The following is a 14,847-nucleotide window of genomic DNA, read 5'->3' on the forward strand; positions in this document are numbered from 1 at the left end:
CAACATAGATGCACTAATATAGCTACTTTTCACCTACAGTGCTTGAAGTATGCTCTAATTAATGACATTTTCATAAAATAAAAAATAACTGGGGGTGTAGTGGTTGGAAATGTTGGAATCTTTAAAAATTATGAAGTCAATTTCAATTTTTAACGAGAACATTGAACGTGGGGAATTTCATAAAACTATGCGGGATATTGCTTCACTTTCCGGTGTATTAAATGAACTATCTGCCAAACAAATGTATCAATCACCTTTGGAAATTATTCAGTTTTTACGTATGCTCGAATTGCTAAAACTACAAGCAGTTGGTTTAGCGGAAGCTATTGATGATGAAGATATGTTACTCTCTCGCTACTGCGAGTATTATCAGGAGGGGGTAGCGCCATCAAATGAGCGAGTTAAACAGATTATCAATACGCTTTCAAAGCACAGCTGGATTTCTAAGGAGTCAACTCAGCTAAAATTACTTGACCGAGGCAAAAGGATGATCGACTCATTAATCAGGCTAGCTAATGATTCACTTGCTTACCATATGCAAGATGATATCTCACGTTTGCTATATCAAGCTAAGCGAGACGCAGAGATTAGTGAAGCTTATGATTCTCAAGGGGTATCTGGCGGTCATACGTTAGCTTCAATGATTCAAAATTTAGAAGATGCTATAGACCAAATCGAATCAAGGCAATTAGAGTTCTTGGCAGATAAAAACGCATTGCCTCAGTTAGAAAAAATTCATTTTCTGATGGTGGAACTTGATAAAAAGTTATCCGAACGCTTATTAGAAGAAGATGTATTAAATCAAAGCCCACTTATAAGCAGAGGGAAATCTTCTCTCAAAAAGGGAACAGCCCTAAGTAGTGGTCTGTTAAATAAATATAATCGTTTTACTTTGATGAATGATACACCTTTGACAGGAAACATTTCACTTGAGAAAGTACGTCAATTTATCATTGCTATGTATGAGCCTTCTAACGACTCTAATATTCCGAATGCTCACGAAATTCTGAGCTTTATGGAGCAGGGGCTTTATGAAGATGAAGTAATTGATGGTATATGGTTGCCCATAAAATTTACAGCACCCATCAGTCCTTTAGATATTGAGGAAAGTATAGACTATTTGGAGAACTATGAACCTCAAATCTCAGATGAAGATATAAAGCAAAGTGAAATATTATTCGAAGAGTTATTAATTAATCAAGATGAAATAGATGAAGCTTTTCAAGAAGCATCATGGCAAATGACCAAAGCCATGATTTCAACGGATAATGTAGAACAGTATTTAGAAAATACGGAAGAAGCTGAAGTAGAACAACTAATAATAGAATCAGCATCTCCAGGTTGGGGAGATAGCATCCGGACAATGCTCGCGCTGTCTGCATTAGTAGGCAATCACAAAATAACAGAGGAATCAAAAAAGGCAGTCCAAACATATGACAAGGAATGGGAGTGGATTAATGATGACGATAGAAAATATACACTCAAGCAATATAACCCAGAATCTAAATCCGTTATCAATGTTGCAAAATCTTAGAGCGTTTTTAACAACTGAGGAGGAGCTTGTGTTTATGCAGCTATTGTTCTCTTCTTCCTCTGCCATTCGAGGTCAAAATTATGGTTTGAAGAAAAAAGAAGCTGAAAAAATGCTAGGTATTAAGAATGATGATCATGCATTTTACTCATTTATCAATCGCTTGAATCAAGCAATCGCTAGATATTTTAAAGTGATTTATGATGAAAAAAGAGACCAGCTGATTATCATGATGCGAGTACCAGCTAAACAAGCAAAAACTACTTTAAATAAAGAGGCGCTTGCCATATTACTTTATATGTTTTATCAACAAGAGGTCTTAAGCCATGAATTTACCCTACTCCAGCAATTACTTACAGATTTTGGTCACGAAATGCAGCATGCAAGCCGTAAACTACAGAATAATATAGATATTTTAAAAAAGATTGGTGCTGTAGAAGAAGTACATCGAGTACAGCAGGAACAGGCATATAAGGTAACGGCGATCGGTGTACATATGTTTTCCAACTCTTTCTTAAGAAGAGCGACAGAGTTTGCTCAATCATCACAGTTAAGCAAGGAAGAAGTGGTTAAATTCTTTAGACGCTATAATTTATATGAGCAGGAGGAGAACCAATGATTCCATACAGTTTGCAATTTAGTGGCATCCGAGATTATAGACCAACGAAAATCTCTTTTGGAAGTGAAAGTGAACATGTATTGATTGCTGGTCCAAATGGTGCAGGGAAATCAACTATTACATTCGCAATAGGAGCTGCTTTGTACTCTTCTCAAGTTGACATTGAAGGTCTCCGTTCTGCCAACTTGCCTCCTGATCAACCATGGCATGCAGAGGTATTTCTAACATTCCATAATACAGGGCTTTCACAGATTGACGCTCCGTCATATGTGGGTTTTCAGCTTTTGATACAACAAAAACCAGGAAATGTGATCCAACGGCAATACGCTGTGTATACAGGGGAATTTCCTGAAGAGATGGAGTTGACAACGACATATCGATCAGGCGATATCCAAAAAAGTAATCTATCCAAGTATAGGGAAGATTTGCAATATAAGTACCAAATACATCCAGATGTATTTTATCTTATATGGTATCAAAACGAAGTCAATCAATTTGCGGCTATGTCACCTGAAGAGCGTTTTCGGCGGTTCAGCGAAATGTACCATATAGAAGAAATGCAAAGGGAATGGGAAGCAAGCGTTGAAAGCTTTAAGCAGATCGAAGCAGATTTTAAGTTAACAATTGGCAATCTGAAGTTAATCGAAAGCCAATTAAAAATGGCAGAGGATGCCTATAAACACTTTAGTAATAATAAAAAAACGTTGAAAAAAAATGGTGAGAAAAATGTATGGTTAATGCACTGTATTCGAGAAAAATTACGAGTTGAAAAAAATAGACATGAAGAAGATATAGCCGTAAAGGAAAGATATATAAATGGGCTAGTAGAAAAACGAGAGATCATGCAACAGCAGTTGGCAGAATTAAAGGATAGAAAGACACTAAAACAACAGCAACTGAACGAAGCGGAGCAATACATTCAACAATTGAAGAACAGTGAAAAAAAGCTAAATCAAAAAAATGTAGTTATAAAAAAACAAATTCAACGATTGCAAGAAAAATTGAAAGACACAGAACAACTCCGAAAAAAAATGATGTATACCGAAGAAGAAATAGTCGTAGAAATGGACAAGTCTAAAATACGAGAGAAACAGCTGACTAAAGATATCGATTCATTCGTACATGAAAAAAGGCTTCATTCCAGGACAATCAACGACTTACAGTATAGAAAAGTACAAGAAGAATTATCGATACAGTCTCTTGATGAGCGAGAAGACGACTATCAAAATATATTATCTCTTTACATAAGCAGCCATCAAGTAGAAGTAAAGCTGTTGGAAAATAAAAAGGAATATAATGACTTAGCAAAAGAATTGCCAAGAATTGAAGAAGCAGAAACAATGTTGACTGAAGAAATTAAATTGCTAAAACAAGATAAAATGCTATCCCGTCGCCAATTAGATGCAATATCAACCCTTAGGAAACAAGGAATCACTGCCTATACATTGAGAGATTTAGTAGAGTTGGATGAACGTGCAACTTTGAAAGATGAAATAGTACTTGACCCTATTAAATACACTATATTTTACATGGCAAGGACATGTCAGCCCGCGAATGATTTATACCATGTGCCTTTGCCATCCATCATACCAACTAAGTTTATAGACAGTTTGCCGACAATAAAATTAAAAATAAAAAAGGGACTCAAAGAGCAAGAAGTGATTTTAGCATCAAAAGTACTTTTTTGGGTGGATCAATTTTTACAAACCACCCCTCTCTTGAAGATGAATGGTATTGAAGATGCACGAGGCCTCAGAGGGAGTCAGGAAAAGAATACATTCATTCTTAGTACGAGATCTTCAGAAGAAAGATTGATACTATTACAAAAAAGATTCGAACATAATCAACAAAAAAAATTGGAGATCAAAGTCAATTTAGCCAAATATGAAAAAGAAATTGGTGACTTGCAAAGTGTATTAAAAGATGTAAAAAAAGCAGAAGCATTCAATTTAGAGCTAGACCAACGAAACGATAAAGTAAAGCTTATTGCAGAAATAAACAAGCAGCTGGAAGAACAGCAAAAACAATCAGAGGATGTACAAGAGAAAATAATACATCTACAGCAAGAGTTCGCATTTGTAGTGCATCGCATGCAATTTCTAGAGCAACAACTTGATATTTATTCGCGGATTGGTGAATTAAAAGAAGAACAGCAGCAATTAACCAACCTAGAACAAGAAGAAAGAGATATACTAGACAAATTAAATCTTATTCGAGCGAGTAAAGAAGAGTATTACGTTAAAGTGCAATCATTGCATGATTTTACAAGAGATTTTAACCGCAATATAAGAGATTTAGGGTTTGATATAGATGACAATAAACGGGAAATGACTAATGTGGAGAAGGATAGAACACATTTAGAAGAAAAAATAGAAGCTAATCAAGCGGAAATTACCCGCTACGAAATTCTTCTGCAGGAGCTAAAACACCTCATTCCTGATTTATACGAAATAGCAATGCAGAAGCAAATTGATACTAGCCAGTCGATGCCAATACTGCTCTCGGAAAATGAAAAAGCGCGAGTTGCCTTTGAAAATGCACGTAAGGGAGAAGTTGATCCACAAGCCGAAGAAAACTATAAAAAACGGAAAGAAGAGTACGAGAAAAAACAATCTGATGCCGCTTTGATGGAAGAATTAGTAGAAGAAAAAAGACTTCTATTAGTAAATAAAGAAGTTAAGTTGGATACAACGATCCATGGACTTGTTGAAGCTTTGAACAAGAAATTCCAAACCTATATGAGCCTATTTAACTTTGAAAGCGAAATCAGGTGGGAACGATATGAAGACAAACGAGGACGAGCTATTTTTAAATTATATGTAAAGGCGCATAAAGCGGGTCATGGCAGAAGGCTACAAGATGTGAGTGTAAAAGCGAGAAATGGAAAATATGGAAAGGGTGTATCGGGCGGGGAAGAATCATTAAGCTCACTCCTATTTGCACTCACCTTATTGCAACATTTAGATACAACACCAGGTTATATAATACTAGATGAATTTGATAGTGCATTAGATGAAAACCGAAAAGAAAAGGTTTTTGAATTGTATGCTAGAGAACTAGAGCGCAAGCTTATTATCTTGTCACCTAAAGCACATGATGACAGGTACTATGAAAAGTATAGCAAGGTTTTCATCGTCCAGCATAACGCTGTAAAAGTGGAAAGTGCAATCAAAGGTATACAGCTTGTAAAATAAGACTAATTCTTTTACAGATGGCATGGAGTATAGTATACTAGGTGTATAAATTAATATTTAAATGTAACACATGGTGGAGTCAGTCAATCTGGCACCGCCATGTGTTTTTTTATTTTCAAGGAGGGAAAATGTGTTTATTTTACAAATTGTGCTCGTATTACTAGCGACTAAATTGGCCGGCCATTTGAGTGTTAGGCTAGGGCAGCCATCTGTATTAGGGAAGATTATTATTGGTATTGTTATTGGACCTGCTTTATTAGGATGGATTGACGATACGGATATTGTGAAACAGTTCAGTGAAATCGGTGTTATCCTCCTTATGTTTTTGGCGGGGCTTGAAACAAATTTATCGGATCTAAATCGAAACAAAAAGGCTGCGTTACTAGTTGCAGTAGGTGGTATCATTGTACCTATTTTATTGGGATATGCAGGATCCATTTATTATGGCTTATCAACAGCGCAAGCTATATTTATAGGATTGCTTTTATCCGCTACTTCCGTCAGCATTTCGGTACAAACATTAAAAGAACTTGGTTGGTTAAATAGTAAAGAAGGTTCTACTTTGCTAGGTGCGGCAGTTTTAGATGATATTATTGTCGTCGTCTTGTTGGCAGTAGCAATGAGTTTCTTTGGGGACTCTGATGTTAGCATTACTTGGTTGATCGGTAAAAAAGTCATCTTCTTTGCTATCATTATTTTAGTATCAATCTGGGTTGTACCTGCGTTTTTGAGACTGTTTTCAAAATTAAAAGTAACAGTGCCATTGCTTAGTGGAGCGTTAATTATTTGCTTTGGCTTTGCCTATTTCGCAGATTCTTTAGGTATTGCAGCGATTATTGGATCGTTTTTCGCGGGGATTGCCATATCTCAAACCAAATTTAAAGAGGAAATTGAGGAAAGGGTTGAGCCGATTGCAAATGGCTTATTTGTACCATTTTTCTTCGTAAGCATTGGCTTATCCGTTAGTTTTGCAGGTATCGGAAATCAAATATGGCTTATCGTTGTATTTTCATTGATTGCGCTTCTTTCGAAATTCATCGGGTCGGGTCTTGGCGCAAAAATGTCAGGCTTTTCTATGCGATCATCAATGGGTATAGGAGCAGGTATGATATCTCGTGGGGAGGTAGCATTAATTATTGCAGCAATGGGACTAGACTCAAAACTATTGCCAACAGAGTATTATACGCCAATGATTATTGTTGTCGTTATTACAACATTAGCTACACCTCCACTCCTAAAAGGAATATTTGGGAAATCACAAGAAAATTAGAATTCAAAAAAACGCTCAATCATAAGATTGGGCGTTTTGTCTATAGACTTAAGATTATTTCTAACTAATAACAAGATAATATTCTCTTGTTTGAAACACAGAGAATAAGATATAATAAATCTATAAAAACGGGGCATTAGCAAACTCCAAATATTTTCTCGGGGATATAGTATAGCGGGAATACGCCACAATGGCATTGTGGAATCAGGGGTTCGATTCCCCTTATCTCCATTAAAATTACGTTGTTTTTAGGTCGATTTTTTAACCAACACACTCCATCAATTCAGTAATTTGAATTGTGGGGTGTTTTTTAGGTTTTTTGGATAAATCAATTAAAAGCCAATGTTCAAACAGCGTTAAGTACACAAATGCAAAGGAGAAAAGATGATAAAAAAAATTAAACCAAAATATATTTAATGTCACATATACGTCGGTTTTTATAGTAGAAACGGGTCAATTAAATTTTAAAAATTATCAATCCATATCAAAATAAATCGGGTAATGATTTACACAGCCGTCATTAAACTTTGCATTGCAAGAGGGGCAGCGATTTGAATTCATATACTGATGAATAGTGAGCTCAGTTTTACAAACCCCACATAATATGGCTTGTACATCAAACATTCCTTTAGTCCATTTTTGAATTGGATGATTGGCGTTTTCATCATGGCATTTATAACAAGGATAATATTCGCCGCAGCAAGCAAATTTGATAGCAATGACATCGAGAACTGTATGATAGTGAGTACACCGTGTTTCTTGATCAATAACATTTCCTAGGACTCGCAATTTACAATCTCCTTCAAGTTTTTCTACAATTGTAACATATCCCTTTCCAACAACTTGAATAAAATGAAGCTTATATCCATATATTTAACAGAATGTGGAGGTGGATATATGGGGATGGGAATTATTGGCTTTTTGGCAACTGCCAGCGGCCTTGGTGTTGGAGGTATACTTGCAACTATTTTTAAAGGAACAATACGAAAAGCGGCTGCTATTAATGGCATTTGCGCAGGTATTCTCCTAGGGCTGCTTTTTATCGAAATCATTCCAGAAAGCTTACAGTTAAGTGGTGTGATGATATTTGGCATAGGTGTATTTTGGGGAATAATTGCGTTTAGCGTATTGCATGGATTCATGCACGGTGAGATGGAATCAATGAATTTTCAAAGGGAGCAACATGGTAGGGCAGGAGCTATTTTAGCCTTAAGTATAGCAATTCACAATCTACCTCTAGGTTTGTCATTAGGATTCGGTGAAACAACTGGAATGAGTAGTTCATTACTGTTTCCTATTATTTTACATAATATTCCTGAAGGGATGGCAATATTTATTCCTTTATCACTTGCAAAGATATCATTTAAACGACACATATTCATTCTGCTAGCAGTATCATTTCCAGTAGGACTTGGAGCAGTTCTTGGGAGTGTCATTGGAGCGTCCTATCCAATTTTTTGGGCTATTCTTCTTAGTTTCTCTATAGGAATGATTATAAGCGTAGTTTGGAAGGAAATTATAATGGAAGCAGCAGGACGCACTTCATTTTTATATGTTTTGAAATATCTTATTTTGGGTATGTTCGTCATGGGGAGTTTTCTTTTCTTTTTTCCACCAATATGATAATTGTAATAGTCGATTAGTGACATCGGGCAGTTGGTAAAATACCTAAGAACCTTCATAATAATTATACAAGCAACAACGAAGGGGGATTAGTTATGAGCGAATCTATAAATATGGCAGAACATGATAATCAAAACGAGGAGTTTTGGAATGTCATCACACATGGTGTGGGTTTTTTGCTATCCATTCCCGCTTTATTTTTGTTAATGCACAAAGCAAATCTTGTTTCATCATCAATATATATGGCAAGCTTTATAGTATTTGGATTAACTATGATGATTCTTTATCTGTCTTCCACTTTATTTCACGGATTTAAGAAATATAAGCATATTTTTTCAAAGTTAGATCACTTTTCTATTTATCTTTTCATAGCAGGTACATATACGCCAATTGCGCTTATTGGGGTAGGTGGCAAGCTAGGCATAACCATTTGTTTGATTGAATGGATACTGACGTGCATTGGAATTGTCTGCAAATGCTTTTTCATCTATCGCTACAAAAAGCTATCCTTATTATTCTATATTAGCATGGGATGGCTTGTAGTTATTGCTATTAACCCATTAGTTGCACATATTACATGGACGGGATTTTTGATTTTGCTAGCAGGTGGCATTTTTTATACTGTCGGTGCTTATTTTTACCAAAACAATAAAATTCCCTACAACCATGCAATTTGGCATTTATTTGTCTTAGCAGGTAGTGCATCGATGTATTGGTGTATTATTGATTATTTATAAACGTCAAAAGCGCAAGAGGCTGGGACATAAAAAATTAGCTCCTTCCAATGTTGAATAATTGAACTTTATATAATAATTTTAAATGGAACGGAACACGGTTGATCGTAATTTTATGTAAGTTTTTCATTATGACTACATTCAAGAGAAAAATTATTAAAAAAAAACCGGCAAATGTGAAATTGATTTCACATAGAGTTCGGTTTTTTTAATACCTAAAATACTCTTGTCTCAGTATCTTTTCTTGTGGCAAATATCAAGACACTGCATAACATAGACAATACGTTGGATAGAGTGGCAAAATATGCTTCTTTCAATTTAGTGATTTTGTATTATAGTTAATATATAGATTCACTTAAAATGATATGTTTTTGATAGATTATAATATTGAAAGAAGGAAAGCATATGAAGAAATTTCTTGCCGTATTGCTTGGAATCTTCATTTTTTTAGGTGCTGCCATTTATTATATCCATTTAAATGTATATGCATCAGGTGGTACGCCGAAAGTTGAGTCTCAGCAGCAATTAAAGCACGAAATCTTAAAAAACTTGAATGAAGTAAAACCAGAGTTCACCATTCAAACAAAATACCCCATCTATAAGGCTAAAGAAGCAGAACAACAGCTGAAAAGCGTCTTTAAAGAAATAAGTTCTGTCGGCAATTATGGTTTTGGCAATTTAGATGGTTACTCTTACTATATATCTTCCAATATGGGCTTTACTAAAATCGAAATAAAAACATTCTATTTAACTACTGCAGATCAAGAGAAAAAGATACACCACAAAGTAAAAAAAATAATTCAAAATAATCATGTTCAGAAGATGACGGATTTTGAAAAGGTATTTTTCATCAATGGCTATTTGGCCTCACATATTGAGTATAGCGAAAATGCAACTCATGGTGGTCATTCTGCATATGCTGCATTATTTGACCATAAAGCAGTATGCCAGGGGTACGCATTAGCTGCAGATTTGCTTTTAAGAGAATCAGGACTGCAAACCAAATACATTACAGGTAAAGTTAAAGGTGAAAACCATGCCTGGAATAAAGTAAAGCTGGATGGTAAATGGTACAACCTTGATATCACTTGGAATGACCCTATGCCTGACCGAGGTGAACGATATAGACTTAACTACTTTTTGATTAGTGATAATCAACTTGCAAAAGATCATATGTGGAATTATGACTCGCTCTTTCAAGCGAAAAGCAAAAAATACGAAGGTTTGATGAATGCTCAAGCATTTACAGTAGACAACAATAATGTTTTTTATACATTACCAAATGATTCAAATCTATATAAGTGGAATACAACTACAAGACAAAAATCAGTTCTTCTTCAGCACGTGATGCCTCTACAAAACATAGAGGCAAAGGACCACTGGTTACTATTAAAAGACTACACAGGCAATATGTCCAAAGTGAAAGAAGATGGAACAAAATATAGCGGAACGATTTTCGCTAGCATTAACCAATATACAGAGTCAGCCAGCAAATGAATAGCAAAATGGTTAAATGTATTAAAAAGTCTAATATATATGTAGATTAACTTTTATTCAATCTCAAACCTTTCGAACTGCTTACAGTTTGAAAGGTTTTTTACTAGTTCTATAAAGTTTGGTTACGTCCAGAGTTTCGAAAATTGTGATATTATTATAGAAAAATATCCAAAAGGAGTGCGAGTGATGCACTTACAAGGAATTACGCCTCTACATGATTATGAGAATATTTTGATCGTTAATGAAGAAGGAAAAACAATCTTTTATGATATGGCTGATCTATCTATACTTCAACATTTAGGATTTAAACCTGAGAACTTCATTGGGGAAAAAGTGATCCATCTATATAAAGATTTACCTAACGAAGAAAGTACCATATTAAGCGTGCTTCAATCAGGGGAGCCGTTGTGTGGTGTAACCCAGCGATTAACCGCACAGAATGGTTTTTCATATTCTTCCTTTAATTCTACGTTTCCGATTAAAGTGAATGGGAAGACAATGGGAGCAATAGAGTTTTCCAAAATTTATTATGGAAATGGTAATATACAAACTCTTGAAAGTTATTCATCTCACAAAATTTATCGAAAAAATAATACCATTTACACGATTGATGATTTATTAACTTGCAGTCCATCTATGCAACATATTAAAGATATCATTAATAAAATTTCTAAAACCGATTCACCAATATGGATAGAGGGTCCACAAGGCACGGGAAAAGAAATCATTGCTCAGTCTTTACATAATTTAAGTGATCGATTTACAAAGCCATATATATATTTTAATTGTAGTGCCATCGAACAAGAGAATATTGATGCTGTTTTATTTGGTCATTCTGAACATACAAAACCTAGTATTCTTAAAGAGGCCCAGGGTGGAACTTTGTATATTGATGATGCTCACAAGCTGCCATTAACTACACAAGTGAGACTATACAGAGTTATTGAAGAACAAGTTTTTAATGTAAATAGTAATGACCCAACAAAAGTAAGTGTTCGTTTGGTTTTTGCCACACCAATAAAAGGGGAAGAATTAATTAAAGAACAAACACTTAGAGAAGATTTTTTCTATCGTATGAGTGTAGTGTCGATTCAAATGCCTCCCTTAGTAGAAAGAAAAGAAGATATTAGTGTATTGGTACATTATTTTATTCATTTCTTTAATCAACATATGCATGTCCAAATTACTCATATAGATGAGAAGGTGCTTGAGCTTTTTGAGCAATATCCATGGCCAGGGAATGTTAGGGAACTAAAAAATGCAATTGAAACAGCATATAACCATACAGAAGATTCTTCTATAAAAATAGAAGATTTGCCTAAACGTATTGTGATTTTCAACAGGAATCAAGAGTAATAAATAAATATGAAAGTAAAGGTAATCTAAAAGAATGTGTAGATTTTTTTGAAAGGGATTTAATTGTTAAGGAATTAAAAAATTCACATGGCAAGTTAGCTGAAACTGCAAGAAAATTAGGGATTTCAAAACAATTATTAAAGTATAAGATGCAAAAATATCATTTAAGGTAAAAAAATTTTTACGGAGGAGGGGAAATTTTTCCCTTCTTTTTTTATCTGAATATTTAATTTAAGATAAAAAAGTCAACAAAATTTGACACTTAATGTTCTTGGGGAAGGACAAATGTTTACTTGAAAAAGGAGGTTTTTCAATGTCTAAAATGTTTCAACACAGTATAATTGTCGGGCTCGCTTTGTTTGCGATATATTTCGGTGCTGGGAATTTGATTTTTCCACCTTCCATTGGTAATGTATCTGGCACCAGTTGGATACCTGCTCTTATTGGGTTTTGTATAACAGGTATTGCATTACCGCTCATGGCGGTCATTGCCATCCTAAATGTAGGCGGGAAATTTGAAAACTTAACAAAACCTATTAGCCCATGGTTTCATAAAGTGTTTAATTTATTGCTCATGGTAGGAATCGGTATGTTTGTTACTATTCCACGTATGGCAGCTACTACGCATGAGTTAGGAGTATCTAAAATTTTTCCTTATATACCTTCTTTCTTTACGATTGTTTTATTTTTTGCCGTTAGCTTCTATTTCGTAATGGATCGGTCGAATGTAATTGATCGTATAGGGAAATGGCTTACACCTGTTCTTGTTGTTGTTTTAGTCATCATCGTTTTTAAAGGTATGTTTAGTCCAATTGGTATGCCGGCTCCTCCTTCAGTGAAAGATGCTTTTTCGAATGCATTTATTCATGCATACCAAACTGGAGATGTCGTAACAGGCATTTTCTGTGCACCCATCTTTATCGCTGCCATAGTGGGGTATGGTTATAAAGGTGCTTCTATGAAAAAGATAGCATGGCGAGGAGTAGCAATTGCTGGGGCAGGGTTATTCATTGTCTATGGAGGTTTGTTATACCTTGGGGCAACAGGGAGCAGTATATTTCCAAAAGATTTGGCTGATACAGCGCTTGTATCGGAGCTAATTCACGCGATCTTGGGGGACTTTGGAGGTGTACTCTTAGCGATCGCCATTGCTTTGGCATGTCTGACATCGGCTATAGGTGTCATTGTAGTAATAGCGGAATTCTTAGATGATTTAACTAAAAAAGTGTTGAGCTATAAAGTATGGGCTGCGATTGTTTGCATTACTGGTATTTGTATGGGGTCGTTAGGTGTAGCTAGAATAGTTGATTATACTATGCCGATTTTCACAGCTCTTTATCCGGTCGCCATTGTATTAATCTTGCTTGGTACATTCAATCGTTTTGTACCTAATTCAGGTTCCTATAGAGGAGCGATACTTTTGACGTTTATTGTTAGTCTTGTTGAGACCTTTGGAGGGATAGGTATTAAAGTGCCATTACTATTTAACGGCTTAAAGTATTTACCACTCAGTGAGAATGGATTTGCTTGGTTGGTTCCCGCTATTTTAGGATTTGTAGCAGGCGGTCTGTTATATAGAAAGAAGTCATCTCATCAAGAATTAAATCAAGCTATTGAAGATAGGGAAAAAGAAGAATTAAAATTAGAGAAGATTCAATAGGTAGAATAAACTTAGAGTTGAGTATTATTTCTTTTGAGGTTAAGAAATCAGCAATTTATAGATAAAGTAATGTTTTCCCTCTTTAAAAGTTTTGTTAGGCAGTCACCTATAGGCCCTTCTTAGCATATGCTAATTAAGTAATACATCTACTATGAGAGGGGCAATACATCATTGAAAGGAAATGAATTTCATTATTTTGCAGGGGGCAATACCTCAAAGGGTTTTTATAGTTTATTTGAATCTGCACTTAACAAGTTAGATAAGTTATATATCTTAAAGGGAGGACCAGGAAACGGCAAGTCGACTTTAATGAAGAAGATTGCTGGGTCAATGGTGGCAGCAGGCTTTGATACAGAATATCTTCACTGTTCATCAGATGCTGATTCATTGGATGGTATAGTCATCCCTTCTTTAAAAATTGGAATAGTTGATGGAACAGCTCCCCATGTAATTGAGCCAAAGATTCCAGGTGCTGTTGAGGAATACGTTAATCTAAGTGAAGCATGGGATACCAAACAGCTTGCAGAAAATAAGGATGTCATTCAACAATTATCTGCTGAAAAACAAAAAGCTTATACTACTGCGTATGAAAACTATAACAAGGCGCTTGCAATCCATGATGAATGGGAAGCTATATTTATCAGCAATACAGACTACGATCAGTTAGATGAATTAGCAGAAGATCTTCAAAAACAATTTTTTGGCGATCTAACTTTAAATAAAGATTCAGCAATCTTTCATAGATTCTTAGGTGCTGCCACACCTATCGGAGCAGTTGATTTTGTACCAAACCTTACAGAAGGTGTGCGCAAGCGCTATTTCTTAAAAGGAAGACCAGGTACTGGTAAATCTACACTACTCAAAAGATTAGCTAAAACGGCGAAAGCAAAGGGCTTTGACGTAGAAATATACCATTGTGGTTTTGATCCAAACAGTCTAGATATGTTGATTTTTAGAGAATTAGGTATAGCAATCTTTGATAGCACAGCGCCTCATGAATATTTTCCTACCCGGGAAGGTGATGAAATCATTGATCTATATAACCTAGCCATCACTTCGGGTACAGATGAAAAATATGAAAGCGAACTTCAAGAGATTCAAGAGGCCTATAAAAGTTCAATGGATGAAGCGACAGTCTACTTGGCAAAAGCAAAAGCTGCACATGAAAAACTAGAAAACATTTATGTAAATGCTACTGATTTTAAGATTGTCGATCAAATTACAACTCAATTAGAGGAAGCTATTCAAAATAAAGCTGAAGTGTTCAATAGATTGTAAGGAATCCTCAGCCCTTAATAACAAAATTAGGATAAGAAATATTATAAAAAGAGGAAAAAGCAATTGCGTTTGCAACACCAACTCG

General features: G+C 35.2%; 12 protein-coding genes and 1 tRNA gene. 12 read left to right on the forward strand and 1 reads right to left on the reverse strand.

All coding sequences use genetic code 11. The annotated features are described in order from the left end of the window. Positions 1–103 precede the first annotated feature (103 nt). From RST01_RS10905 to RST01_RS10925, 5 genes are all read left to right on the forward strand, one after another. Positions 104–1,534, forward strand: coding sequence for a hypothetical protein (locus tag RST01_RS10905; RefSeq protein ID WP_371859442.1), 1,431 nt, complete (start codon positions 104–106; stop codon positions 1,532–1,534). A 34-nt stretch (positions 1,535–1,568) separates the two neighbouring features. Next, on the forward strand, positions 1,569–2,150 hold the full coding sequence (locus tag RST01_RS10910; RefSeq protein ID WP_371859443.1) for a hypothetical protein: 582 nt from the start codon (positions 1,569–1,571) through the stop codon (positions 2,148–2,150). Then, positions 2,147–5,344 carry an SMC family protein gene (locus RST01_RS10915; protein ID WP_147196752.1) on the forward strand — a complete coding sequence of 1,066 codons (3,198 nt, stop codon included), beginning with the start codon at positions 2,147–2,149 and terminating at the stop codon, positions 5,342–5,344. Before RST01_RS10910 ends, RST01_RS10915 begins: the two co-directional genes overlap by 4 nt. 130 nt (positions 5,345–5,474) lie before the next feature. Then, on the forward strand, positions 5,475–6,614 hold the full coding sequence (locus tag RST01_RS10920; RefSeq protein WP_147196755.1) for a cation:proton antiporter: 1,140 nt from the start codon (positions 5,475–5,477) through the stop codon (positions 6,612–6,614). Between the two features lie 160 nt (positions 6,615–6,774). Beyond that, positions 6,775–6,845 (forward strand) — tRNA-Ala (locus tag RST01_RS10925). A gap of 243 nt (positions 6,846–7,088) precedes the next feature. Here RST01_RS10925 and RST01_RS10930 read toward each other — a convergent pair. Continuing rightward, on the reverse strand, positions 7,089–7,403 hold the full coding sequence (locus RST01_RS10930; RefSeq protein WP_147196757.1) for a CHY zinc finger protein: 315 nt from the start codon (positions 7,401–7,403) through the stop codon (positions 7,089–7,091). A 108-nt stretch (positions 7,404–7,511) separates the two neighbouring features. On the opposite strand from RST01_RS10930, the gene RST01_RS10935 reads away from it, so the two are divergent. From RST01_RS10935 to RST01_RS10965, 7 genes are all read left to right on the forward strand, one after another. Continuing rightward, on the forward strand, positions 7,512–8,237 hold the full coding sequence (locus RST01_RS10935; RefSeq protein ID WP_184117460.1) for a ZIP family metal transporter: 726 nt from the start codon (positions 7,512–7,514) through the stop codon (positions 8,235–8,237). 95 nt (positions 8,238–8,332) lie between these two features. Next, positions 8,333–8,974 carry a PAQR family membrane homeostasis protein TrhA gene (trhA, locus tag RST01_RS10940; RefSeq protein ID WP_244946704.1) on the forward strand — a complete coding sequence of 214 codons (642 nt, stop codon included), beginning with the start codon at positions 8,333–8,335 and terminating at the stop codon, positions 8,972–8,974. Between the two features lie 402 nt (positions 8,975–9,376). Continuing rightward, positions 9,377–10,468, forward strand: a complete 1,092-nt coding sequence (locus tag RST01_RS10945) for a transglutaminase domain-containing protein (protein WP_147196761.1) — start codon at positions 9,377–9,379, stop codon at positions 10,466–10,468. 186 nt (positions 10,469–10,654) lie between these two features. Beyond that, entirely contained in the window at positions 10,655–11,824 is a 1,170-nt protein-coding gene (locus RST01_RS10950; protein ID WP_147196763.1) for a sigma 54-interacting transcriptional regulator, read from the forward strand. Beyond that, positions 11,824–11,997, forward strand: a complete 174-nt coding sequence (locus RST01_RS16305; protein ID WP_147196932.1) for a helix-turn-helix domain-containing protein — start codon at positions 11,824–11,826, stop codon at positions 11,995–11,997. The genes RST01_RS10950 and RST01_RS16305 overlap by 1 nt, the downstream gene beginning before the upstream one ends. Before the next feature lie 140 nt (positions 11,998–12,137). Further along, a complete protein-coding gene (gene brnQ, locus RST01_RS10960) occupies positions 12,138–13,484 on the forward strand; it encodes a branched-chain amino acid transport system II carrier protein (protein ID WP_244946705.1) in 1,347 nt (448 codons plus the stop codon). 171 nt (positions 13,485–13,655) lie between these two features. Continuing rightward, entirely contained in the window at positions 13,656–14,762 is a 1,107-nt protein-coding gene (locus RST01_RS10965; protein WP_147196765.1) for a PRK06851 family protein, read from the forward strand. The last annotated feature ends 85 nt before the right edge of the window (positions 14,763–14,847 follow it).

Origin of the sequence: Rummeliibacillus stabekisii (genome assembly GCF_007988965.1) — a bacterium.
In the GTDB taxonomy this organism is placed as follows: domain Bacteria; phylum Bacillota; class Bacilli; order Bacillales_A; family Planococcaceae; genus Rummeliibacillus; species Rummeliibacillus stabekisii.